Below are 25,545 nucleotides of genomic sequence, written 5' to 3' on the forward strand. Positions count from 1 at the left end.
TTATTTGTAATATTTAAAGATTTATTTAGCCTAAAAACGTGATTATATCGGGATAGGGGTGGAATGAAAATAAAATCAAATTTGGTGTGGTTGGGTTTGGGCGGATTAAGGGCTATAAAATAAAAAACTACTAAAAATAATACGAAGATAAAGTCAGATAAAAAATCAGGCGGCATAAGCCGCCTGAGAGAAGATTAAGCCTGATCGAGACTATCGATAGTGATAGTACCTTTTTCAGGGTCAACGGTGTATTTTAGGTTTTCTAGGTTTACACCGGCAAGTCTTACGATAGTGTCTTCAGTACCTATCGAATTGGTAGTGCCTGCAGCTACAGCTTTTTTATCATAAACTAGGTATGTATCGCCCTTCCAAGAGAACGCATATAGTCTATCATTGTGAGCGTCGTAATATCCGTTATCGCCGCCACCCCAGTTGATGTGTCTTACGTAGCCGCTTACAGTTTGACCATACGTAGTAGCGCCGTTTGCATCGCTATAGTAAGTCGCGCTAAATCTAAGACCGTCATCTCTAACTTGAGTAGTATCATTCCATAGTCTATTGTGAGCTATGGCGTGATTTACCGCTTGGACTAGAGTATCTAGGCCGGCAACCGTACTCAAATCGGTAAGTTTAGAGTTTACGGTTAGTTTTACGATATTGTGCGCATCGTATATAGACTTATCGCTACTACTGATATTGCTTATATACTTATCGCTTGTATTGGACGTCTCTATGACTACGGCTTTTCTTAGGTTTGTAGCAGTAGGCGCCGTTGCGGCAGGTCCTATTTGTCCTGCTACGCCTGAGTTTTGTATTATCGCGCCGCTACCGTGAGGATTTGCGATAGGCGTACCGCCAATAACCGCACCGGCAGTACCGTTAACGCCGTGAGCATCGGTGTACTCGTTAGAATATAGCACGCCGTTCACGATAGTATGTTGGTTCTGTGCTGTTCCAGTCTCATAGAATTTACCGTCGGTGTTTAAACGCCAGTTGCCGGTACCTTGTGTAGGAGCTGCCGAATGAACATTTGATGGAGCATAATACTCTATGGTGCTACCGTCAACTTTTGTTGCGATCCAAGTTACCCATGTAACGCCCGGAGTAGGGTGAGGAGTTGTAGGGGTTGTTCCTTGTGTCCATCCAGAAGTAGATACCGTTACGCCAGTGCTCTTAGTAGTAGACAAGTCAGCCGTAATAGGAGCGGAACCAGTCTCTACAAACGGTTTTGTAGCGCCGTTTAGGAATGTTTCAGTAGCATACTGACCGTCCGCATTTTTTCCGCCCACGGAGATATTTTGGCTACTGCCCGCTACGATAGTTTTGTCATTTGTAGCGGCACCTGTCTGCCATGCGAGGTCGCCGTATTTAGCAGTATATTCATATCTGTCACCGCCGGCATGACCGTCTGTACCGGATTGAGCCACTACGCCTTTTTCTACGCCAGGAAGTATAGTAGGTTTAGTGTTTGTAGAGTATTCATAACCGGTTACTTTACTGCTTGCAGGATATGGATTTGTAGACGTATCGTTTTGTCCGTTTACGGTACTACCGGTGATATCTACAGGTTTATCGTAGACAGGAGTTACATGTTGGACGTCTTTAGCTAGTTTGTTATTAGCAACCTCGGTATGGAAATATCTACCGTTTGTAGCAGGATTATTGTCCCCTGTAGTTCCAGGGTGGTTATAGTTATAGAACGCTACCTTGATATCAGTGGCACCTCTACTATGGAACTGTGAATTTGCATAAACTGCATCTTTGCTATCGCCGGTAGGGTCTTTAGGATCATAGCCGTGCGCAAACCAGTCGGCGAGTTTGATTCTATCGCCGGCCTCGATATTTTTGATAGTTACGATTTTACTTACGCTAGCATCGGTTTTTGCTCTACTTACGTCAAATAGATCGCGTCCTTTACCGCCGTCGATGATGATCTCGGTATTTGTGGCCAAAGTACCCACGTGGATGATATCGTCTCCGTCGCCTAGATCTACGTTTAGCTTGCCGGTGCCGTTATTTGCAGCCATATCGTTAGCTAGCAATACTACGTCGTTACCTTGAGTACCCTTGATCTCTTTAAGTTTCTCGTGAGCATTTGTGCCTAGGTCACTCTTTTCTCTTACTAGTTCAGTAGACGGTCTTGTTAAGTTTGTAGTTGTTCCGTCGACATTTTTATGACTCCACTTGGTACCGTTGAAAGTAGGCACATCGTTACCAGTAACGCCAGCTCTGACACCAAAATCAGGTAATGTTGAAGTAGCCTTAAAGTCATTCGCATGCGCAGTACCATAGTTATCTGAAAGAGGATTTTTTAGGTTTGAATTGCCTGCATTGCCGAAACCTTGATTTGCGGTACTGTTGTGCCAGCTACTATAACCTGAATTAGTAGATCCGCTATGGCTCGTCGTATCCGTGCTATAAGGAACGGTAGATAGGTTTACCCATGAAGTAGATCCTGCTTTTACTTCGCTTAGATCGATAGTCTCTAGCTTTGAAGTAGTCGCAGCGTTAAATTTAGGATTTACTATAAGGTTTATGTTTTCGCCCTTAGCGACAAATTTTTTAAGGTCGTTAGGAGAAGCCGTACCGTCATCAAATTTGACATATACGTCGGTTTTCTCACCGGTCTGGACGCCGCTTACGTTAAGGTTTACGACATCTTGCTTATCTCCAGGATTTGTTCCGGTTCTAGCTCCGCCGAAATTTACTTTAATCGCATTTGGAGTCGAGCCTTGACCGGTATTCCATCTATCGCTAGCTAGTCCGGTGTCTATTTCAGGGCTATAATACGTAGGCCTAGTAAATACAGCTCCTTTGAAATTAACATTTTGTCCAAACAGCTCGCCTATGTTATATGAGCCTGCCATTTGAGACATATCTATCGTGTTGTTTATGGTTTTGTCGTTACCGATTTTACCCACCGAATTCGCATACGAAGATGAGCTAGTATACTGTCCACCGCCGCTTGCTATGCTAACGTTACCTCTTGCATTACCAGGATTGATCTCTATATCTCTCGCAGCTATATTACCTATCAAAAGATTATTGATGTTGTTACCATTCACGCTAAACGTACCCTCAGTAACGATAGAGTTATCGGCTGTTGCGTACGGGAAGTTCCAAGTCGTAGGGGTAGAATCAAAATAGCCCTTCATCGTAGAGCCGGTAGTCGGGTTGTTTGCGGCAGTAGTTATGTTGTTTATGGCGTTTACCATCTCGACATTACCGCCGATGTCATTCAAGGTTACAGAAATAGAACCTTTTGTAAATACACCTTTGCTCGCCTTAAATGAATTTAGGTGCTCGGCAGTGATAGCTATAGACTGAGTAGCGTCAGCTGTGCCTGCACCCGCGCCACTACCTTTACCGATCACGTTATCTACAAAATAAACATTACCGGTCTTGATATTATTTGAAGCAAGACCTCTAGCGTTGATCTGCTCGATATCGTTAAACTCTCTAGTGCCGTAAGCGTCAAAGTTGTCATCGGTATTAATGTTGAAAGCCTTTAGCTTCTCAAAGAAAGTAGCATCCAGATTACTTAGAATGCTTGACTTTGAATTTACGGTCAACTTCTCAAGGGTTTTTGGAGGCAACGGAATAGTAGAAGATAGGTCGTGAACCGCTATGTTTGTAAGGCTCATGCCCGTAATATTAGCTACGCTATTGCCATATGTGCCGATAGAGTTGAAATTTACGGTTATATCTTTAGCTTTTGGAGCTATGATACCTATACCTTCGTTTGCATGCATTTTATTTGAGTCTACCCAAGCAGCGGTAGCGCCGGCTCCGCCGATCTTTTGAGCATATACGTTTTTATCTACGTTTACGGTTACTCTTTCGCTCTCGTCAGCAGCTACATAAGCGGTAACTTGGCTGCGTAGTCCAGGAGTAACAGCATTTATGATAGCATTGCCGTTAACGTCTTGAGGATCGATTGTGTTTGTTATATTGATCTCTTGCAAATAGCCGTTTTTAAACTCGACTCTACCGTAAGGGCCAGATGCTACATCGGTATTTTCTGGATCAGGCTTGTCTACCGTAACGCTTTTTATGGTAGAGTTCGTAACCACAAGATTGCTCTTTGTTTTTGTGGTGTTAAGAGCTGTTACGTCTGAGCCAGCAAAATCTATACTTGCAGTATCATTTGCCGTACCGGTGTCTACTTTTTGTATATTTACCTTTTCTATGTTGTTTACGGTAAATTTGTTCTCTTTTGCTTTTAATCTTTCGATATTTAGCGTATCTTTACCAGCACCGCCGTCTATATCGAAGTTTGTTTTATTTGTAGCATCTACGTCTTTAAAGTCAAGTTTTATAGTGTCATTACCGCTACCGCCTTTTATAACATTTGTGGCACCGATAGGGGTGTGTTGACTAGGGTTAAACTCATACTCTAGATTGTGAGTAAATGCAGAAGCATCGACCTTTTCTAAGCGATCGCTTTCCACCATAAGCTTAACATCGGTAGTACCTTTGACGGATATTGTTTTATAGTGGTTTGTGTTATCACCTGATTTTATAAATACGGTGCTTTTCTCGCCTTTTGTGGTTATGTTTAAATTTTCGATATTTGGGATATCTATGCCCGTGCCATCTACGCCAACCACGTTATCTATAGCTTTTTTATGCAAATTTACATTATCTAATGTCAAATTTTGCGTATCATTTGTGCCAGCGATAGTTCCGGTGTTATAATTTAATTTAAACGACTCCGTACTGCTTTTTAGATTTTCAATGGTTAAATCGACTAAATTGTGAGGATTTATGAAATTTATACCATTTTCACTATCTAAGCTTACCTTCTTAAGACCCTCAATATCTCGTGCATTAAAGGTTTTTTTAGTTGTAGCAGTGCTTGTCAAATTTAAATTATCGATGTTTTTGATAAAACCGGTAGTCATACCATTAAAATTATCTTTTACGGTAACATTTAAAGTATTTTCACCTGTTCCGCCATCGATTTTATCGGTAGGCTTAAGGGTATTTGTAGCAACGAACGAATCCACAACTGCATTAAAAATATCTTGTCCAACTCCACCGGTAAGATCGTTTGGTTCAGTGGTGAGAGTATGTACCGTAGAAGCAGCAAGGGCATCTATTTTTGCTTTTTGCTCTTCAAAATTGGTATCAGTCGTAGTTTTTATAATTTCCTGAAACGGTTTATAATCATAACTTCCAGAAACACTTGTTTCTATGTTAGCGATTTTTTCAGCCATATAAGCTGAAATAGCCGTTTTGTTTTCGAAAATTTTAGCTGCAACCGGATCTGCCGCTTTTGCTTCTGCAGACTGAGCTACCTCAAATAATTTTACAAGAGTTTCGCCTCTTGAATGACCTAGCTGAAGGTGCTTAACCCATGCGTTAATACCATCAGGATCTTTTGTGTAATCTTTACCAAGAATGTTTTTATAGATAAGCTCTATATAGTCTTTGTCTTGGTCTATTCTGCCGCCATAGTACTCTATAGCTGCCGGGGATTCTAACATTAATTGGGCTATCTCGGCCTGTGTTTTGTTGTGGCCGAAATTAATCCATGCCTTGAATCCAGCGCCTTCGGGGGCTCTGTTAAATAACGCCACATAAAGCTGCGCAACCTCTGCTTGTGTTACTGCCATTAAGGACTCCTTTAAAGTTACTTGATGTTTAGTGTTCTATTTTACAGAATACTATCGCCAATTATACCATAATTTTCTAAAAAAGGAGGGAAATGATTTTTTATTTGATTAACTGATGATTGCTGAATAATTATAATTTATAGATTATATTCATAAGATATTTAGCTTATATTATATAATTTATCTGCATTTTCTTACTATTATATATTTGATTGCATTAAGAAATTTGTACCCGTATAGCTACGATAACATATCACAAATACTTGTTTCAGAAAATTTAGATAGCTTTTTATTTTTGCAAGCTAAAGAATAAATACGATAGGCATCAGAAAATAACTAAAAATCTATATTATGTTTAAGAAGCAACAAATACTCAACAAAAAAGTGAGATTAAATTCATATATTCCAAAAGAATGTCCCCAGCGAGATTCGAACTCACGGCCTCAGAATTAGGAATTCTGCGCTCTATCCAGCTGAGCTATGAGGACAAAAAATATGAAATTTGTAAAAAAATGCCATTTTAACCACAAATGGCAAAATGGGGATTAAATTTAAAGGCGAGGATTTGCATCCCCGCCAAATTTGGCTTAGCCGTTTCTTTTCTTGATAATCTCTTCGCTGACGTTCTTTGGAACTTCCTCATAGTGGTCAAATTCCATAGAATAAGTCGCGCGACCTTGCGTCATAGAGCGAAGGTCCGTAGAGTAACCAAACATCTGAGCTAGCGGGCAGAAAGCCGTGATGATCTTGCTTCCGTTGCGCTCGTCCATAGAGTTTACTTGACCGCGGCGTTTATTTAAGTCGCCGATAACGTCGCCCATATAATCCTCAGGCGTCTCAACCTCGACCTTCATCATAGGCTCAAGGATAACCGCGCCTGCTTTTCTAGCGCCCTCTTTGAAGCCCATAGATGCGGCAAGCTTAAACGCCATTTCAGACGAGTCGACTTCGTGGTAGCTACCGTCAAATAGGGTAACCTTAACGTCCTCGACCGGATAGCCGGCAAGCACGCCGCTTTGTAGCGCCTCTTTGCAGCCTTTTTCAACCGCTGGGATATACTCTTTAGGAACTACGCCGCCTTTAATATCGTTAACGAACTCAAATCCGCTAGCCGCAGGTAGCGGCTCAAGGCGCAAGAATACGTGTCCGTACTGACCGCGACCGCCTGATTGTTTAGCGTATTTATACTCTTGCTCGACTGTTTTGCGGATGGTCTCGCGGTATGCGACTTGCGGCTGACCTACTTCGGCATCGACTTTAAATTCGCGTAGCATTCTATCTACGATGATCTCAAGATGAAGCTCGCCCATACCGCTGATGATGGTTTGACCGCTCTCTTCGTCGGTGCCCACTCTAAAGCTTGGGTCTTCTTGAGCTAGTTTTTGAAGCGCAATAGCCATTTTTTCTTGGTCGGCTTTAGTTTTTGGCTCAACAGCAACGCTGATAACCGGCTCAGGGAAGTCCATCTTTTCAAGGATGACCTTGTCTTTTTCGCTCGCAAGCGTATCGCCGGTTAGGGTATTTTTTAGACCTACGACCGCACCGATCTCTCCCGCGTGAAGAACCGAAATTTCCTCGCGTTTGTTTGAGTGCATTTTTAGCAAGCGACCGATTCTTTCTTTGTTATCCTGAACGGTGTTGTAAGCATAGCTACCGCTCTCAAGACTACCGCGGTAAACGCGGATAAAGGTAAGCTGTCCGACGAACGGGTCGGTCATAATCTTAAACGCAAGAGCTGCAAATTCGCCGTTATCGGTGCTTTCTACCGTTACTTCGCTACCGTCTTCATAAACGCCCTTAATCGCCTCGATCTCATCCGGTGCAGGCAAATACGCTACTACCGCATCAAGTAGCGGCTGGATGCCTTTATTTTTAAATGCCGTTCCGCAAAGCATCGGAGTTATCGTCATTCTTAAGCAGCCTGCTTTGATCCCTTTTTTGATCTCCTCTTCGCTTAGCTCCTCGCCAGAGAAAAATTTCTCCATCAAGCTATCGTCGGTTTCAGAAACCGCTTCGATTAGTTTCGCGCGATACTCCTCGGCTTTATCTTTTACCTCTGCAGGGATTTCTATCTCTTTATAATCGGTCGGTTTCTTGTCGTCTTCCCAGACATAAGCTTTCATTTTAACCAAATCGACTACGCCTCTAAAGTTATCCTCTGCGCCGATAGGAATTTGAATAGGCACCGGATTTGCTTTTAGGCGATTTCTGATTTGAGACTCGACGTTAAAGAAATTTGCGCCGATTCTGTCCATTTTATTTACAAAAACGATTCTTGGGACGTGATATTTATTTGCTTGTCTCCAAACGGTCTCAGACTGAGGCTGTACGCCGCCAACTGAGCAAAATACTGAAACAGCGCCGTCAAGAACGCGCATAGAACGCTCAACTTCGATAGTAAAGTCAACGTGGCCCGGAGTGTCGATCAAATTTATCTGGTGATCTTTCCAAAAACAAGTTGTCGCCGCAGACGTAATAGTGATGCCGCGCTCTTTTTCTTGTTCCATCCAGTCCATTGTAGCAGCGCCATCGTGAACCTCGCCGATCTTGTGGCTCATACCAGTAAAGAACAAAATTCTTTCGCTGGTCGTAGTTTTACCGGCATCGATGTGAGCAGCGATACCGATGTTTCTAACCATATGTAAAGGGGTTTTTCTATCTGCCATATCAGCCTCCTCTTACCAGCGGTAGTGAGCAAACGCTTTGTTAGCCTCTGCCATTTTGTAGGTGTCTTCCTTCTTCTTGAAAGACGCGCCTTTTGAATTTGCAGCATCAAGTAGCTCATTAGCTAGTTTATCTATCATCGTTCTTTCGCTTCTTTTTCTAGCAAAACCGATGATCCAGCGGATAGCAAGAGCTTGCTGGCGAGCCGGACGAACCTCTACCGGTACTTGATAGGTAGCGCCGCCGACGCGACGAGATTTAACCTCCATAAGAGGCTTAATGTTTTCGATAGCATCGTTAAATACGTCTATACCTTTTACGTCGCCGCTTTTTTTCTCGATAGCTTTGATAGCGCCATACATGATCTCGGTAGCGACGCTTTTTTTGCCGTCGTACATAAGAGAGTTAATAAATTTAGTGATTACCTTATTGCCGTAAATTGGATCCGGCATTACTTCCCTGACGGGAGCTTTTCTTCTTCTCATTTGATTATTCCTTCAAATTTTATAAATTTTACTCAAACCTATGCCGCTAATGGCATGGTCTGCGAACCTAAATTTTTATTTCTTTTTACCCGCTGCGGCTGCCGCTTGACCAGGTTTTGGACGTTTAGCGCCGTATTTTGAGCGAGAAACTGTTCTTTTCGCAACGCCGGCTGTATCAAGAGCACCGCGTACGATGTGGTATTTAACACCCGGTAAGTCCTTAACACGACCGCCGCGTACTAGCACGATGCTGTGTTCTTGTAGGTTGTGGCCTTCACCGCCGATATAGCTGATCACTTCAAATCCGCTTGTAAGCCTAACTTTGGCAACTTTTCTCAAAGCCGAGTTTGGTTTTTTAGGAGTCGTAGTATAGACCCTAGTGCAAACTCCTCTTCTTTGAGGACACTCTTTTAGCGCTGGAGATTTTGACTTAAAAGTCACTTTCTTGCGCTCTTTTCTGACCAATTGATTAATGGTTGGCACAGTAATTCCTTTCGACTAAATTTATTAAAAAGACTTGATTTTATTTAAATTTGGCTTAATATAAGGTAAATTTCATCTTTAACACTGAATTTTATCGCGCCAATCTTTTCTAATCGCGTGTTTTCCGCTTCCGTTAAAGATGATGCAGAGCGACAAGGCGATGTAAAGATATAAAATTTCAGCTTTAAAGCCGCCGACATTTGTAAGCTCAAGTAAATTTCCAAGTCTGTGGTGGGCGCATATTATCGTTAGACTCGTGCCGATAACGAGCTGCTCCAATCCTTGAAAATATCCCTAAAATTATCATTATCGGCGCAACAACCTCGCCTATATAGGAGCCGTAAGCCACAATCTCAGGCAAGCCGGCTTTTTGTTAAAATACTTTTTACGCCGCCTATGCCGTGTAAAATTTTCGCAAAGCCGTGCATAAAAAGCCAGGCACCAAGCCCTAGTCTCGCAAACAAAATTCCCAAATCGAAATTTTTCTTTTTTACTCCAAATTTTCAAATTTAAAGGATTGATTTTATCCGGCTAGCTTTAAAACGAGGCAAATTTAAGCCCCGCCGAATTTAGCGAGGCTTAGGGGTTAAATTTAGTTTTGTTTTAGCTTGATCTTTTGATCTTGATAAAGACCCGTTCCGACAGGGATCATGCGTCCTAGAATGACGTTTTCTTTTAGATCCTCGAGGTGGTCGATCTTAGCTGCGATCGAAGCCTCAGTTAGAACCTTAGTCGTCTCTTGGAACGATGCGGCCGAGATCACGCTATCGCTTCCGATAGCAGCGCGCGTAACGCCTAGCAAGATAGGCTCGGCGATCGCAGGATTGCCGCCCATTCGCATTATGCGCTCGTTTTCTTCCTTAAATCTCGTTCGAGAGATCATATCGCCGGTGATGAAATTCGTATCGCCGCTATCAACGATCTTGACCTGGCGAAGCATCTGAGAAACGATGATCTCGATGTGCTTATCGGCGATCGCAACGCCTTGAGAGCGGTAAACTTGCTGAATCTCGCTGATCAGATAATAGTGCAGCGCCTTTTCGCCCAAAATTCTTAAAACGTCGTGGCTTGATATTAGCCCGTCGGTTAGCTTCTCGCCGGCATGGATAAATTCGCCGTCGCGAACCTGAATTTGACGTGTTTTGTCTATCAGATACTCCGACGTAGCGCCGTCGTCGGCATGAATAACGATACGCTCTTTAGATCGAAGCGGCTTTTCGAATCTTACGGTACCGTCGATTTCAGCGATGATAGCCGTATTTTTCGGGCGTCTGGCCTCAAACAGCTCGGAGACTCGCGGCAAACCGCCCGTGATGTCTTTAGACTTAGCGACGGCCTTAGGCGTCTTAGCTAGGATATCAGCCTGCACTACCGTAGCGCCGTCAGTTACAAATATCGCTGTTTTAGGCTCTAGTTGATAACGAATCATCTTGCCCTCGTCCGTGCTGATCACGATCGTAGGCTTGATACCCGAAGGCAGATACTCGTTTATAACCAAACGGCTCTGACCGGTCGCCTCGTCATACTGCTCGGCAGCACTGTATCCAGGCTCTATATCCTCGTACGATACTCTACCAGCGGCCTCGGCGATGATCGGCGTAGAGTACGGATCCCACTCGGCTATGACGGTTTTTTCTTGGTTTTCAGGCTCAGAGATGACTGCTTTGCTATCTACTGTATCGCTATCGTTTGCTTTGATGATAGAGTTTCGCGGGATATAGTAGCGAACCGCCTCTCTATCATCTTCGTCGGCAACCACGACGAATAGCCCTTTTTCGGTTACGATGTGGCCTTTTTTGATATTTCTTAAGCGCTCTAAATAATCGCCCTTCAAGATATAAAATTTAAGCACGCCGTTTGCGCCTGCAAGGATTTTCTTAGCGATCGGTTCGCCATCTTCTACCTTTATCTCGCTAGCAAAAGGGATACGTTTCGGTACGTTCCAGCCCTCCTTAATGACCTCTGCGATACTTTCGTTCTCTTTGACCAAATCGCCGTCGGCATAAGGGATGTAAATTTTACCCTCTACCTTACCGCTAACGCCTGCTAACTCGTTAGGTTTAGCCAGATCGCCTCTTCTTAGCGTATATTTAACTTCTTCTTTTTTACCTTTTACAATTATGTTTACGTCTTCGTGGGCAACCTCGATCTCGATCTTTCCGTCAAACGGAGCTTTGATCTTAGGCTCTACGAGCAGGACAGCCGAGTTTCTGCGATTTGCCACGATTCTCTTACCGCCGTTTTCGTAAACGTTTAGATTGTAGTATCTTATAAAGCCCTCTTTTTGTGCTACGACTTGGTAGTCTTGCTGCTCTGTAGATGCCGTACCGCCGATGTGGAAAGTTCTTAGCGTTAGCTGAGTACCAGGTTCGCCGATAGATTGAGCCGAGATGATACCGACTGCTTCGCCCGGTTTTACTAGCTTACCTTCGCCCAAATTCACGCCGTAGCACTTCGCGCAGACGCCTTTTGCCGCTTTGCAAGTTATCGGCGTTCTGATACTGACAGATTTTATACCTGCTTCGGTTATCGCTTTAGCTTTTTCTTCGTCTATCAGCGTACCTTCGCTAAATAGTACCTCATTTGCTATCGGATCGATCACGTCATCGGCTAGTACGCGGCCCAAAATTCTCTCTTCTAGACTCTCGATAAGCTCGCCGTTGTCGGTGATCTCAGTGATCTCGACGCCCTCGTGTGTACCGCAGTCATGCATAGTGACTTTCACGTTTTGCGCGACGTCGATTAGCTTCCTGGTTAGGTATCCGGCATTCGCCGTTTTTAGCGCGGTGTCCGCAAGACCTTTTCTAGCACCGTGGGTTGAGTTAAAGTACTCAAGAACGTTTAGACCTTCGCGGAAGTTTGATATAATCGGAGTCTCGATGATCGAGCCGTCAGGCTTCGCCATAAGACCGCGCATACCGGCTAGCTGGCGAATTTGCGCCGCAGAGCCTCTCGCGCCGCTGTCTGCCATCATATAAATAGAGTTAAATCCGCCTTTGTCTCCCTGGATGAGCTTCATCATCTCGCCTGCGACGACGTTGTTTGTATCCGTCCAGATGTCGATGATCTTATTGTATCTCTCTGAGTCCGTTAGCAAGCCCGCGCCGTATTGATTTTGTATCTCGCGGACTTTTTTCTTGGCTTCGTTGATATATTTTTGCTTGCTATCAGGCACGATGATATCGGCGATCGAGATCGAGATGCCGGCCTTTGTCGCATAGCGGAAACCCAAATTTTTAAGCTTATCCAAAAATCCCGCCGTTACCTCAAGGCCGCCGTTTTTATAAACGTAATCAACCAAATTTGCGATATCTTTTTTCTTCATGACTCTATTCCACATATTTTCAGGAACAAAATCAGGCAGAATCGAGCGGATGATCAAACGACCCGCAGTCGTAAATAGCGTCTTGCCGTCGATCATGGTTTTGATCTTTGAGTGTACTTCTAGGCAATGAGCTTCCTCGGCGATCATTACTTCGTCTACCGATGCGAAAATTTTATTAGCGCCCTTGCTGTCGGTCTTTTCTAGGCTTAGGTAGTAAATTCCCAAAACCATGTCCTGGCTAGGAACGGTGATAGCCTTACCGCTTGCAGGAAGCAAGATGTTCATCGAGCTAAGCATCAAAATTTTGCACTCTGCGATAGCTTCCTGGGATAGCGGCACGTGAACAGCCATCTGGTCGCCATCGAAGTCCGCGTTAAATGCGGCGCAAACTAACGGATGTAGCTGGATAGCCTTACCCTCGACGAGCACCGGGTGAAACGCCTGGATAGATAATTTGTGAAGCGTCGGAGCGCGGTTTAGCATGACCGGGTGATCTTTAACGACCTCCTCTAGGCACTCCCAAACCTCGTTCGTCTTATCCTCGATCATCTTTTTGGCTTGTTTTACGGTCGTAGCGTAGCCCTTCTCCTCAAGGCGAGCTAACAAATGCGGCTTAAACAGCTCAAGAGCCATTCTTTTCGGTAGTCCGCACTGATCCATACGCAGCTTTGGCCCGACCACGATAACCGAACGACCGGAAAAGTCAACGCGCTTACCGAGCAAATTTTGACGGAAGCGACCTTGCTTACCTTTAATGATCTCAGAAAGTGATTTTAGAGGGCGTTTATTTGCGCCTTTTACGGCATTTGCGCGTCGCCCGTTGTCAAATAGCGCATCGACGGACTCCTGAAGCATACGCTTTTCGTTTCTGATAATAATCTCAGGCGCGTCAAGCTCCATAAGGCGTTTTAAGCGTGCGTTTCTATTAATAACGCGGCGATATAGGTCATTTACGTCGGAAACCGCAAATTTACCGCCGTCAAGGCTGACAAGCGGGCGAAGATCCGGCGGAAGGACCGGTAAATTCGTAATCATCATCCACTCAGGACGGTTGCCTGAATTTAAAAAGCTCTCGACGACTTTTAGTCTTTTTACTATGGTTTTTTTCTTGGCTTCCGAATTTGTCGCGCTGATCTCGTCTTTTAGAGTATTTAAAAGCTCGACCAAATCGATATTTGCTAGCAAATCGCGGATAACTTCGCCGCCCATCCTAGCTCTAAATCCGCTCTCTTCAAAGCGAGAAGCTAAAGAGACATACTGTTCTTCGTTTAAAACGTCGAAAATTTCTACTTTTTTGCTATTTTCGGTATCGTAAAATGCGTCGCCTACACTCTCGACGATATACGCCTCGTAGTAAAGCACGCGTTCAAGGTCTTTCATCTTTATGCCAAGCAACGTTCCTATGCGGCTTGGGAGTGAATTTACGTACCAGATATGCGCTACAGGGGTCACGAGCTCGATGTGGCCCATTCTAGAGCGGCGCACCTTTGAGCTAGTTACCTCGACGCCGCATTTTTCGCACTTAATGCCTTTGTAACGCATTTTTTTATACTTACCGCAAAGGCACTCGTAGTCGCGAATCGGACCGAAAATTTTAGCGCAAAATAGACCGTCGCGCTCAGGTTTTAGCGTGCGGTAGTTTATGGTTTCGGGTTTTTTGACCTCGCCGTGGCTCCATGACTTTATCCTCTCAGGGCTAGCCAAACGAAGCTGAAACGCTTCAAAATCGCGCGGTCTGCGTTCTTCTTTTATCTCAATAGGTTTTAACTCACTCATTATTTTCATCCTCATCGTATATCTCGACATCAAGCGCCAATGATTTTAGCTCGTTTGTTAGAACGAAAAATGTCTCAGGAATGCCGGTTTCAGGCACATTTTCGCCTCTTGTTAGGGCTTTATACGCAGACAAGCGTCCTTCGACGTCGTCTGATTTGACCGTTAGCATCTCGCGAAGCGTATGAGCCGCACCGTATGCCTCAAGCGCCCAAACCTCCATCTCTCCGAATCTTTGTCCGCCAAATAGCGCCTTACCGCCGACTGGCTGCTGAGTAACAAGGCTGTATGGTCCCGTACTTCTAGCGTGGACTTTTTCGTCGACTAGGTGGTGAAGCTTTAGCATATACATACATCCGACGTTTACGCGCTCCTTAATCTTTGAGCCCGTGCGTCCGTCGTAAAGCTCGGTCTTGCCGTCCATATCGATCTTAGCTAGCTCAAACAGTTTCATCAGCTCATCGACTCTAACGCCCTCAAATATAGGCGTGGCAAATTTGACGCCGTTAGCCCAGTCTCTAGCATAGTCTAAAAGCAACTCGTCGCTCATTTTGCCTAGAGTCTTTTTAGCATCCATAAATTTAGATGCAGAAGCTATCTCGATCATCTTGGCTCGTAGCTCTTTTACCCACTCACCTTTTTTCTCTTGGAAAATTTGATTTATCTGCTCGCCCAAGCGGTAGCCGACAAGGCCCAAGTGGCTTTCTAAAATTTGACCGATATTCATACGGCTAGGAACGCCCAGCGGATTTAGCACGATATCGACTGGTTGACCGCTCGGAAGATAAGGCATATCAACCTCAGGGACGATATTTGAAACAATACCTTTGTTTCCATGGCGACCCGCCATCTTATCGCCCACTTTTAGTTTGCGCTTGGTGGCGATATAGATTTTAACGAGCTTAACTACACCACTTGGCAAGATGTCGTCTTTTTCTAAAATTTCCATCTTCGCATCATGCTCTTCTTTGAGCTTTTTCTTCTCATTTTGGAAATGATTTTTTATGTCGTCGTATGATTTTTGAACATCTTTTGAAAAGCCCTTAACGATCGCACTTAGAGTAAAGCGGTTGATGTTTTCAAACTCCTCTTTATCGATTTTCTCGCCCTTTTTATAGGTTTTTTTACCGATAGTTTGAGCGGAGCTCAAAGGCGTTTTGCAAAGCAGAGCGCCTACTTTTAGCATCTCTTCGCGGTCTAGCATCAAGAGCCTATCGTGGTGTTCTTTTTCAAAAGCCGCCTTTTCTTCCTCGTAAACTTTATTTGAGCGGCTATCTTTTTCGTGGCCTTTTTTGGTAAAAATTTTAACGTCTACGACGACGCCTTCCATTGACGCAGTCGCGTAAAGGGATTTATTTACCACGTGGCCGGCTTTTTCTCCGAAAATCGCACGAAGCAAGCGTTCCTCAGGCGTCGGCTTAACCTCACCCTTTGGAGAAACCTTACCTACTAGGATCATGCCTGGTTTTACCTGCGTGCCGATTTTTATTATACCGCTATCATCTAGGTGAAGCAGATCTTCTTCTTTGATATTTGGGATATCTTTAGTAATCTCCTCAACGCCGTCTTTTAGCTCGCGCGCCTCGATCTCTTTTTCGTAAATATGCACGCTCGTAAACGCATCCTCTCGGATCATTTTTTCGCTGATTACGATCGCGTCCTCATAGTTGTAACCATTCCACGGCATGAAAGCTATAAGGGCGTTTTTACCGATAGCTAGCTCGCCGCGCTCCATAGACGGACCGTCGGCGATGATCTGCCCGGCCGCTACGCTTTCGCCTTTTTTAACGATAGGGTGCTGGGAGAATGTCGTATTTTGGTTGGTTCTTAAATTTTTCTCCATAGAGTAGTGATCGATATATGGACCCGCCTCGTCTTCACCAAGGATAAAGATATTCTTATTATCCACCTTTTCAACTACTCCAGCGCGTCTAGCCTTGATAGCTTCCCATGCGTCGCGAGCTACGGTACTCTCCATGCCAGTTCCAACGATAGGAGCGGATGAGCGAAGTAGCGGTACCGCTTGGCGCTGCATGTTTGATCCCATTAGGGCGCGGTTTGCGTCGTCGTGCTCCAAAAACGGAATAAGCGATGCCGCAACGCCAGCTATCATACCGGAGCAAAGGTCGATTAGCTTAACGTCCTCGCGTTTAGCTAGTATCATCTCGCCATCTTGTCTAGCCTCGATCAAATCCTCTACTATATATCCGCTTTCGTCAAGCGCGGTAGATGCCGGAGCGATAACCAAATTTTCCTCCTGGGTCGCTGTTAGATAAACGATCTCATCGGTTACCTTACCATCTACGACCTTTTTATACGGCGCCTCGACGAAGCCTAGATTATTTACCTTTGCGTAAGTCGAAAGCGTGTTGATAAGGCCGATATTTTGACCCTCAGGAGTCTCTACCGGACAAATTCTGCCGTAGTGAGTTGGGTGAACGTCGCGCACTTCAAAGCCGGCTCTATCTTTTACGAGACCGCCTTCGCCAAGTGCTGAAAGTCTGCGTTTATGCGTAACTTCGCTAAGCGGATTGGTTTGATCCATAAACTGGCTCAACTGACCACCGGTGAAAAATTCCATTATCGTCGTGGTTATCATTTTTGGATTAACCAAATCGTAAGGCATAATCTCCTCAGTATTACCCAGCGTCGTAAATTTATCCCTGATAGCCTTTTGCATTTTTACAAAGCCTAGGTGAAGCTCGTTTGCCAAAAGCTCGCCGATAGAGCGGATACGACGGTTGCCGAGGTGATCGCGGTCGTCGATATGTCCTTGTCCGTTTTTGACCTTTATCAAATATTTTGCCGTTTTTATAATGTCTTCGTTGGTCAAAACCGTTACGTATTCAGGTACTTCAAGTGCCAGCTTGTGGTTCATTTTCATACGGCCAACACCCGTCAAATCATATCTTTCAGGATTAAAGAATAGATCATTTACGAAAGCGCGAGCAGCATCTTTAACGACCGGTTCGCCTGGACGCATAACTTTATAAATTCTTATCGCCGCAAGATCGTTTTCATCGTCGACGTTTTCGGTTTGACGTAGTAGTTTTAGCGTCTCGTTATCGGCGATAAATGAATTTATGATAGCGTCGTCCACGCCTGCTGCTAGGTCGTTTGCTATCTCGATACTCTCTTGATCAGCCAAAATTTTAACCAATTTATTTTCATCAAGCTGTGCAAGAGTATCATAAAGCACTTCACCGCTGTTTTTGTCAATAACCGGGTGAGCCAAAAACCTATTTACCAAAATTTCAGTCGGATATTCGACAAATTTGACGCCGTCAGCGATGATCTTATCAGCCTTTTTCTTGGTTAGTCTTTTTCCGGCCTCGTGTAAAACATTGCCTTCTTCGTCTTTTATGTCGTATTCAACCCTGCCCTGATAATCATCTGGGTTAAATGGCGTCAAAAATTTATTATCTTTTATTGTTAAAGTTTGTATAGGATAAAATAACTTGATAATATCTTGTTTTTTATATCCAAGCGCCCTAAATAGGATAGTTACCGGCACTTTTCTGCGCTTGTTGATACGCACATAAAGTACATCTTTTGTGTCGTATTCAAAATATAGCCAGCTACCGCGGTCAGGAATGATTTGAGCCGTATAAATAAGCTTATTTACGACTGTCGGGCTTTCCTCTTCTTTAAAGATAACGCCGGGACTTCTGTGAAGCTGATTAACCACGACACGCTCGACGCCATTAATAATAAATGAAATTCTATCCGTCATCAAAGGAATTTCGCGAACGAAAATTTCCTGCTCTTTTATATCTTTTATACCGATCTTCTCGCCTGTTTTTTCATCTCTCTCGTGAACGATCAGCCTTATTTTCATTTTTAAATTTACAGAATAAGTAAGCCCGCGCTCCATGCACTCTCTGATCGTATATTTTGGTTTTCCGATTTCAGAGCTTACGTATTCCAAGCTTAAGCGGTTTTGCGGATCATGTATAGGAAATATTGATTTGAAAACTTTTTCTATACCGCTTTCGCCTTGATTTTTATCTACGTTTAAAAACTGGTCAAAACTCTTTTTTTGTAATTGTAGTAGGTTAGGAACATCGATCTCTTTGGCAACATTTGAAAAATCAACCCTAAGACGATTTCCTGAGTATAAACTATTTAGCATATTCTACCTCATGGTATAAGTTTGAAAGAAAGTAAATAACCGCACGTCTGCGGCATCTTTGTAAAAATTAAATAAGGAGGCGTCGCCTCCTTTGTAAAAATAAGTGAAATTATTTAAGTTCGACTTTAGCGCCAGCTTCTTCAAGCTCTTTTTTAGCTGCTTCAGCCTCATCTTTGCTAACACCCTCTTTAATAACAGAAGGAGTTTGCTCAACTGCGTCTTTAGCCTCTTTAAGACCAAGACCTGTAAGAGCGCGAACAACTTTAATAACGTTGATTTTCTTGTCGCCGCCGTCAACTAGAACAACGTTAAATTCTGTTTTCTCTTCAGCTGCATCAGCTGCACCGCCTGCTGCTGCGCCGCCTGCTACCATTACTGGAGCAGCGCTTACGCCAAATTTCTCTTCAAATTCTTTTACTAGTTCGCTTAGCTCTAATACTGAAAGATTAGAGATAAATTCTAATACGTCCTCTTTGGTAATTGCCATTTTTTATCCTTTTATATTATGCTGATTTTTTTTCTTTAAGCGCATTTAGTCCAATAGTGAAATTTTGGATAGGCGCATTCCAAACTTGCAAAAGCATAGCAAGCAACTCATCACGGCTAGGCATCTTAGATAGAGCTTTAACCTTCTCAACGCTTGCAACTTCACCGTCAATATGAGCGGTTTTGATTTTGAATAGTTCGCTGTTAGTCTCTTCAAATTTAGCCGCAACCTTAGTAGCTGAAAGCTGATCGCCCCAGATAAAGATATTTGTATCTTTTAAGACCATACCAGACTTTTCAACGTTATTAAGAGCGATATTTGCAAGAGTATTTTTTACGATTTGAACTTTTACGTTTAAAACTCTAGCAGCATCTCTTAATGCTTCTAGTTTTTTAGTGCTAAGACCGCGATAATCGCAAACTATAATCGCTTCATTTCCTTTAAATTCGGCTTCAAGTTTACTGATTATTTCAGATTTTTCGTTTCTCGTCATCTAGTTTCTCTCCTTTCCGACTAGTGATTTCAAGCAGAGCGGCATAAAAGCACGATTAAGCAAAAGCCTCTGCTATCTCCAATCTAAGATAAAAATTATTAGCTAAATTAGCGTAGATCCATAAGCTCTTGAGTCTCAAGTAAAACAGAAGGGCTCATAGTTAATGATAAAGCGGCACTCTTAATATATCTACCTTTTGCTGCCGCAGGTTTTTGTCTATTTACCGCTTTGATAAGAGTTGAAATGTTATCGTTTAATTGCTCTTTTGAAAAGCTAACTTTACCAAGGCCAGCGTGTATATTTCCTTGCTTATCTACGCGAAAATTAACTTGACCGCTTTTTGCGTTATTAACCGCTTGAGCCACATCCATGGTAACAGTGCCTGTTTTTGGGTTTGGCATAAGACCTTTTGGTCCTAAAATTCGTCCTACTTTACCGACTAAGCCCATCAAATTTGGAGTAGCAATAAGAACGTCGAAATTCATAATTCCTTTTTGGATATCCTCAACAAGCTCGTCGCTACCAACTATATCAGCACCGGCGGCTTTTGCTTCATCGGCTTTTGCATCTTTTGCTATAACGGCTACGCGAACGGTTTTGCCAGTTCCTGCAGGAAGCACTACCGAGCCTCTAACCATTTGATCGGCATGTCTTGGATCGACGTTGAGTTTTAGCGCAATTTCGACTGTTTCGTCAAATTTGGCGCTTTTTAGTAATTTTACAGTATCGATAGCATCTGCTAAAGAGTAGGTTTTAGTAGTATCAACTTTTTCAAGTAGCTTACCAAATCTTTTTGTAGTTTTTTTTGACATTAATTTCTCCGCATTTTTAAATTTTATGCTTCCACATTGTCAAATTTAAAATACACGCGCTATAAATATTAACGCGTGCGCATAAACTTAACTTTATAAAATCCTTATGTGGTAAAAGGATTAATCTACTACCGTAATTCCTATTGAGCGAGCAGAACCAGCAATAATTTTAGCTGCTTGCTCTCTATCTTTAGTATTTAAGTCGGCAATTTTTTTCTCTACTATTTCAAGTACCTGAGCTTTTGTAAGCTTAGCTACCTTATTTTTTAACGGATTATCCGAACCTTTTTCTATGCCTGCAGCTTTTTTAATCAAATCCGTAGCAGGCGGCTGTTTAGTGATAAATGTAAAGCTTCTATCAGCATAAACGGTAATAACAACTGGAACCCTAAAGCCAGCCATATCTTTTGTTCTTTCATTGAATGCTTTACAAAATTCCATAATATTAACGCCTTGCTGACCAAGAGCCGGGCCTACCGGAGGACTTGGATTTGCTTTTGCAGCAGCAATGTGTAATTTAATTTCGCCTATAACTTTTTTAGCCATAAACTTCTCCTTATACTATCTTCTCGACTTGTGAATATAAAATTTCAACTGGGGTGCTTCTGCCAAATATTGAAACATTTAGCCTTAGCTTTCCGTGTATCATATCGTACTCTTCTACTATACCAGTAAAATTCGCGAAAGGCCCTTCCGTAATACGAACATTTTCTCCGTTATCAAAGAAAATTTTTGGTTTAGGAGCAGCTCGCTTTTGGACTTTTTCTAAAATTAAATTTATATCTTTTTCGCTTAGTGGCGTAGGTTTTTTCGCCTCGCCTATAAATCTACCAACTTTAGGAAGAGACTGAATCTTGTGCCAAAGAGCCGTATCCAAATCAAGATATGCAAAAGCATATCCAGGATAAAGACTTCTTTCATTTATTTTTTTCTTGCCGTTTTTGATTTCTATTACATCTTCAGTAGGAACTATAATCTCTTTTAGTTGTTCTTCAATGTGATTATCTCTAACCAAATTTTCAATAGCTCTCTTTACGCTCATTTCGCTACCGGCGTAAGTTTGAATCGCATACCATTTATGTGCCATGATTCAACCTTAAATCAGCTTTGAAAGAGAGAAAGACATAATTGCATCAACAAGAGCTAAAAAAAGTGAAACAATAGCTACTACAGCAAAAACTGTTATAAAAGCATTTCTTATTTGCTCTTTGAGTGGAAAAATTACCTTTCCAATCTCAGCGCGCGAAAGCTTTATATAATTTATTATTTTTTCCATTTTTAACCTTCTGATGGCAGGGCAAGAGGGATTCGAACCCCCAACCATTGGATTTGGAATCCAGCGCTCTACCGTTGGAGCTATTGCCCTAAAAAGCCTTAGCTCTTTAACTTAACTTCTTTATGAACAGTATGTTTTTTTAGTCTTGGGCAATATTTTTTTAGTTCTAATTTTTCAGTCGTTGTCTTGCTATTTTTCACTGTGGTGTAATTTATATCACCTGATTCAGAACATTTAAGACCAACTTTTATTCTATTACCTTTTGCCATAAATTCCCTTCAAAAAAGCGGAGAACAATCTCCGCTAAAAATTATAAATTAGTTTATGCTAGAATCTTAGAAACAACGCCTGAACCAACAGTTCTACCACCTTCGCGGATCGCAAAGCGAGTTCCCTCTTCAAGAGCAACTGGCGCAATAAGCTCAACAGTTATCTTTAGGTTATCACCAGGCATAACCATCTCTGTTCCTTCTGGAAGAGTGATAGAACCTGTAACATCAGTCGTTCTTACATAGAACTGCGGTCTATAGTTGTTAAAGAATGGGGTATGGCGTCCACCTTCTTCTTTTGTTAAAATATAAACTTCGCCCTCAAATTTAGTGTGAGGAGTAATTGATTTAGGTTTGCAAAGAACCATACCGCGCTCAACATCTTCTTTTTTTGTGCCTCTTAGAAGAACACCTACATTGTCGCCTGCCTCGCCTTGATCCATCTCTTTTCTAAACATTTCGACGCCGGTAACAGTAGTAGTTTGAGTTGGTCTAATACCTACGATTTCGATGGTATCGCCGACTTTTACCACGCCTTTTTCAATTCTACCGGTAACAACTGTACCGCGACCAGAAATAGAGAAAACATCCTCGATAGGCATCAAGAAATCTTTATCTGTTGCGCGTACTGGAGTTGGAATATACTCATCAACTCTAGCCATAAGTTCAAGAACCTTTGCAGACCATTCGCCATCTGTTCCAGCTTTAGCCTCGTTAAGAGCTTGTAGGGCTGAACCTGCTACGATTGGAGTATCGTCACCAGGGAAATCGTACTCGTTTAGAAGCTCGCGAATTTCCATCTCAACTAGCTCAAGAAGCTCAGCATCGTCAACCATATCGGCTTTGTTCATGAAAACAACGATGTATGGAACGCCTACTTGGCGAGAAAGCAAGATGTGCTCTCTAGTTTGAGGCATTGGACCGTCAGCGGCAGAAACAACTAGGATAGCACCATCCATTTGAGCCGCACCGGTAATCATGTTTTTAACATAGTCGGCGTGGCCTGGGCAGTCAACGTGCGCATAGTGGCGATTTTCAGTCTCGTACTCGATGTGAGAAGTAGCGATGGTAATACCGCGCTCTTTTTCCTCTGGAGCGTTGTCGATATTATCATAGTCTTTTAACTCAGCAAGACCTTTTCTTGAAAGAACAGCAGAAATTGCAGCTGTCAAAGTTGTTTTACCATGGTCAACGTGACCGATAGTACCAATGTTTACGTGTGGCTTGTTACGTGAAAATTTTTCTTTTGCCATCTCTTCCTCCGTAATGATATTTGCAATTCAAGTTTATACTTAATTTTACTTCTCTAAAATCCGTGGAGCTCATAGCGGGACTTGAACCCGCGACCTCTTCCTTACCAAGGAAGTGCTCTACCTCTGAGCCATATGAGCGTCAAACTCTTGGCATTAGAGAATTTTTGAAAAAGCATAAACAACTAAATGAAATTAAAAAGGTGTGCCGTAGAAAATGTATAAAATTTAATATTTTTATCATCTTACAGCTCCCAGTTTAGTTCCAAAATCTGGAGCGGGAAACGGGGCTCGAACCCGCGACCCTCAGCTTGGAAGGCTGATGCTCTAGCCAACTGAGCTACTCCCGCGCGTAGCATGGTGGTGAGACGTGGATTCGAACCACGGAAGACATAGTCAGCAGATTTACAGTCTGCCCTCGTTGGCCACTTGAGTATCTCACCCTATTTTAAAAAATAAATGCTTTGCAATGGTATTTCTGGTCAAACACTGTTATGAAATGGAGCTGGTGAACGGACTTGAACCGCCGACCCACTGCTTACAAGGCAGTAGCTCTACCAACTGAGCTACACCAGCATCCTGATTTATGAAAGTTGGATTATAGCCCAATTTCTTTTCAAAGTCAAGCTTTTTTTAAAATTTTTGGAAATAAGGATAAAAAATTAGAATTTAGTCGCACATGCAAGCTAAATTTTAGCCCATTGGCTCCGGTGCCTCTTTAAAAAATAGGTCCGGCTTCTTTCTTAATCCTCGTTTTTTCGGCATAGTTACGTCTTTTTCTTCTGCAGTGGTTTTAGAATCAAGGGCGCCTTTATCGTCGTTATTTTCGCTTTTTACCATCCCGGCATATGCCTCTTTGTATCCTGCGGATTTTATTTTATTAATTAAAATTTTAATTTTTTCTCCACTTAGAGGCTGTGTTTTTATCGCGATGGCACGGTATCTACCAAATTTACCGCTAACGACTTTTTCGACGCCCTCAAGGTCACCTACTTTTTTTTCGACGGCCACTCGCACGCTTTCTATTGCCTTTTCGCTTACGTCGTCGCCAAAAGCGCTCACAAAAATATGATATTCGTCGTTTGCAAACAGTGCGCTAAAAAACATCAAAACGACGACTATCGCTTTTTTCACGAATTTCCTTATATTATTTATCAAAATTTGGCGGCGCCCGACGACCGTCTCGTCATTATACTATAAAAAATATAAACTAAGCACCGAGCTTTAGCCGAGCGCTTTTGCGATTAGTTCTATCGGATTCTCGCACTTCACGTCTGAGCCACCGATATGTAGCGCATTTGAAATTTGCATTTTACAGGCGCTACACTCGGCGCTTACGATCTTTGCGCCCGAGTTTTTTATCATTTCTGATTTTCTTTGTCCGGCTGCGCGGCTTAGATGATATTTTTCAGACTGCATCGTCACTCCACCAAAACCGCAACATTCGTTTGGATCTTCCATTTCGGTCATTTCGTAGTTTTGAGCGAGCAGTTTGCGAGGCTCTTTAAAGACGCCTTGCATTTTTCTAGCATGACAAGGGTCGTGGTAGGTAACGGATGTCAAGTTTTTACCCTTTTTGGCCAAAATTTCAGCTAAATTTGTAAATTTTTCAAAGTACTCCGTCGCTAAAAATATCTTCTTGCTCACAGCTTTTGCTCGCTCTCGCCAATGCTCGTCGTCATGAAAAAAGTGCTCATAGTCGATCTTTATCATCGCCGAACAGGTCGCCTCCGGCACGATGATAGCGTCTAGTTCGCCCAGCATTTTTTCAAAATACTCTATATTTCGCTTTGCCAAGACCTCAACCGTCGCAAAATCACCTGTAAAATACGCCGGCGCGCCGCAACAGGCCTGTTTTTTCATCAAATTTAAATTTAACCCAAGCTCGCGGGCGATCTTAACGAGAGCCTCGCCGATGCCCGTATACGCGTAGTTTCCCATACATCCGATGAAAACGCCGATGGTTTTATCGCCGCCGTTATCGATAAACTCGGCGTGCGAGTTTAAAAAGCTCTTTTTGCTAGCAGTGGGCAAAAGCCGCTCTTTTTTCACCATCGGCAGGCTAAATCTCGGGCTCATTGCGCCTTCGCGGATCTTAAACGCGCAGCTTTGAAACACATAGCCCAGCTTTGCCGCCAAATCCATAACCGCACGGTGACGCAGTAGCCAAAAAAACGCCTTTTTATACCACGCGATGCCAAATTTATCCGCGATATCGCGGCGGACGTTTTCTATCGCCGTATCCACGCGCAAGGAGTTTGGACAGACCTCGACGCAGCTCGTACATAAAAAACAGCTCTCAAAGATATTTTTCGCGCTTTTATCAAGCTTTAGCTCGCCGCGCTCGTAGGCTCCCACAAGGTCTAAAAAGCCTCGCGGAGAGGTTGTTTCGTCGGAGTTTATCTTGTGGATCGTGCAGACTTGGATACATTTGCCGCATTTTACGCATTTATCCGAAATTTCGCTAAATTTAAACAT

16 protein-coding genes, 6 tRNA genes and 1 pseudogene are annotated in these 25,545 nt (G+C 43.1%); all 23 read right to left on the reverse strand.

Annotation, left to right across the window (positions count from 1 at the left end; translation table 11 throughout):
* Positions 1 to 194: 194 nt before the first annotated feature.
* Positions 195 to 5,618: a DUF4214 domain-containing protein gene (locus Q0394_RS00340; protein ID WP_298944889.1), complete on the reverse strand. Its 5,424-nt coding sequence runs from the start codon at positions 5,616 to 5,618 to the stop codon at positions 195 to 197.
* Positions 5,619 to 6,032: 414 nt separating this feature from the next.
* A tRNA-Arg gene (locus Q0394_RS00345) sits at positions 6,033 to 6,106 on the reverse strand.
* A 99-nt stretch (positions 6,107 to 6,205) separates the two neighbouring features.
* The gene (gene fusA / locus Q0394_RS00350) at positions 6,206 to 8,284 is read right to left on the reverse strand and encodes an elongation factor G (protein ID WP_002947586.1); all 2,079 of its coding nucleotides are present in this window, start codon (positions 8,282 to 8,284) and stop codon (positions 6,206 to 6,208) included.
* Between the two features lie 12 nt (positions 8,285 to 8,296).
* The gene (gene rpsG, locus Q0394_RS00355) at positions 8,297 to 8,767 is read right to left on the reverse strand and encodes a 30S ribosomal protein S7 (protein ID WP_002947591.1); all 471 of its coding nucleotides are present in this window, start codon (positions 8,765 to 8,767) and stop codon (positions 8,297 to 8,299) included.
* 75 nt (positions 8,768 to 8,842) lie between these two features.
* Entirely contained in the window at positions 8,843 to 9,250 is a 408-nt protein-coding gene (rpsL, locus tag Q0394_RS00360) for a 30S ribosomal protein S12 (protein ID WP_004322129.1), read from the reverse strand.
* A 78-nt stretch (positions 9,251 to 9,328) separates the two neighbouring features.
* Positions 9,329 to 9,678, reverse strand: a pseudogene (locus tag Q0394_RS00365) (DoxX family protein).
* Positions 9,679 to 9,842: 164 nt separating this feature from the next.
* Entirely contained in the window at positions 9,843 to 14,351 is a 4,509-nt protein-coding gene (rpoC, locus tag Q0394_RS00370) for a DNA-directed RNA polymerase subunit beta' (RefSeq protein ID WP_298944891.1), read from the reverse strand.
* Entirely contained in the window at positions 14,344 to 18,480 is a 4,137-nt protein-coding gene (gene rpoB / locus Q0394_RS00375) for a DNA-directed RNA polymerase subunit beta (protein WP_298944892.1), read from the reverse strand. The genes rpoC and rpoB overlap by 8 nt, the downstream gene beginning before the upstream one ends.
* 109 nt (positions 18,481 to 18,589) lie before the next feature.
* Entirely contained in the window at positions 18,590 to 18,967 is a 378-nt protein-coding gene (rplL, locus tag Q0394_RS00380) for a 50S ribosomal protein L7/L12 (protein ID WP_002947609.1), read from the reverse strand.
* A gap of 16 nt (positions 18,968 to 18,983) precedes the next feature.
* Positions 18,984 to 19,460 carry a 50S ribosomal protein L10 gene (gene rplJ / locus Q0394_RS00385; RefSeq protein WP_298944894.1) on the reverse strand — a complete coding sequence of 159 codons (477 nt, stop codon included), beginning with the start codon at positions 19,458 to 19,460 and terminating at the stop codon, positions 18,984 to 18,986.
* 107 nt (positions 19,461 to 19,567) lie between these two features.
* Positions 19,568 to 20,272 carry a 50S ribosomal protein L1 gene (gene rplA / locus Q0394_RS00390; protein ID WP_002947612.1) on the reverse strand — a complete coding sequence of 235 codons (705 nt, stop codon included), beginning with the start codon at positions 20,270 to 20,272 and terminating at the stop codon, positions 19,568 to 19,570.
* A gap of 120 nt (positions 20,273 to 20,392) precedes the next feature.
* On the reverse strand, positions 20,393 to 20,818 hold the full coding sequence (rplK, locus tag Q0394_RS00395) for a 50S ribosomal protein L11 (protein WP_004322124.1): 426 nt from the start codon (positions 20,816 to 20,818) through the stop codon (positions 20,393 to 20,395).
* Positions 20,819 to 20,828: 10 nt separating this feature from the next.
* Positions 20,829 to 21,362: a transcription termination/antitermination protein NusG gene (nusG, locus tag Q0394_RS00400; protein WP_298789682.1), complete on the reverse strand. Its 534-nt coding sequence runs from the start codon at positions 21,360 to 21,362 to the stop codon at positions 20,829 to 20,831.
* A 6-nt stretch (positions 21,363 to 21,368) separates the two neighbouring features.
* Positions 21,369 to 21,548 carry a preprotein translocase subunit SecE gene (gene secE, locus Q0394_RS00405; protein WP_004322122.1) on the reverse strand — a complete coding sequence of 60 codons (180 nt, stop codon included), beginning with the start codon at positions 21,546 to 21,548 and terminating at the stop codon, positions 21,369 to 21,371.
* Positions 21,549 to 21,562: 14 nt separating this feature from the next.
* Positions 21,563 to 21,638: transfer RNA gene (locus Q0394_RS00410), tRNA-Trp, on the reverse strand.
* An 8-nt stretch (positions 21,639 to 21,646) separates the two neighbouring features.
* The gene (gene rpmG, locus Q0394_RS00415) at positions 21,647 to 21,817 is read right to left on the reverse strand and encodes a 50S ribosomal protein L33 (RefSeq protein WP_004322121.1); all 171 of its coding nucleotides are present in this window, start codon (positions 21,815 to 21,817) and stop codon (positions 21,647 to 21,649) included.
* 53 nt (positions 21,818 to 21,870) lie between these two features.
* The gene (gene tuf / locus Q0394_RS00420) at positions 21,871 to 23,070 is read right to left on the reverse strand and encodes an elongation factor Tu (protein WP_002947618.1); all 1,200 of its coding nucleotides are present in this window, start codon (positions 23,068 to 23,070) and stop codon (positions 21,871 to 21,873) included.
* Between the two features lie 63 nt (positions 23,071 to 23,133).
* Positions 23,134 to 23,208: transfer RNA gene (locus Q0394_RS00425), tRNA-Thr, on the reverse strand.
* Between the two features lie 132 nt (positions 23,209 to 23,340).
* Positions 23,341 to 23,417 (reverse strand) — tRNA-Gly (locus tag Q0394_RS00430).
* Between the two features lie 8 nt (positions 23,418 to 23,425).
* Positions 23,426 to 23,510, reverse strand: a tRNA-Tyr gene (locus tag Q0394_RS00435).
* 57 nt (positions 23,511 to 23,567) lie between these two features.
* A tRNA-Thr gene (locus tag Q0394_RS00440) sits at positions 23,568 to 23,643 on the reverse strand.
* Positions 23,644 to 23,760: 117 nt separating this feature from the next.
* Positions 23,761 to 24,201, reverse strand: coding sequence for a hypothetical protein (locus Q0394_RS00445; RefSeq protein WP_298944896.1), 441 nt, complete (start codon positions 24,199 to 24,201; stop codon positions 23,761 to 23,763).
* Positions 24,202 to 24,291: 90 nt separating this feature from the next.
* Positions 24,292 to 25,545 (reverse strand): (Fe-S)-binding protein, encoded by a 1,254-nt coding sequence (locus tag Q0394_RS00450; RefSeq protein WP_298944898.1) that lies wholly within the window; start codon positions 25,543 to 25,545, stop codon positions 24,292 to 24,294.

Origin of the sequence: uncultured Campylobacter sp. (assembly GCF_938039205.1) — a bacterium.
Classification (GTDB): Bacteria; Campylobacterota; Campylobacteria; order Campylobacterales; family Campylobacteraceae; genus Campylobacter_A.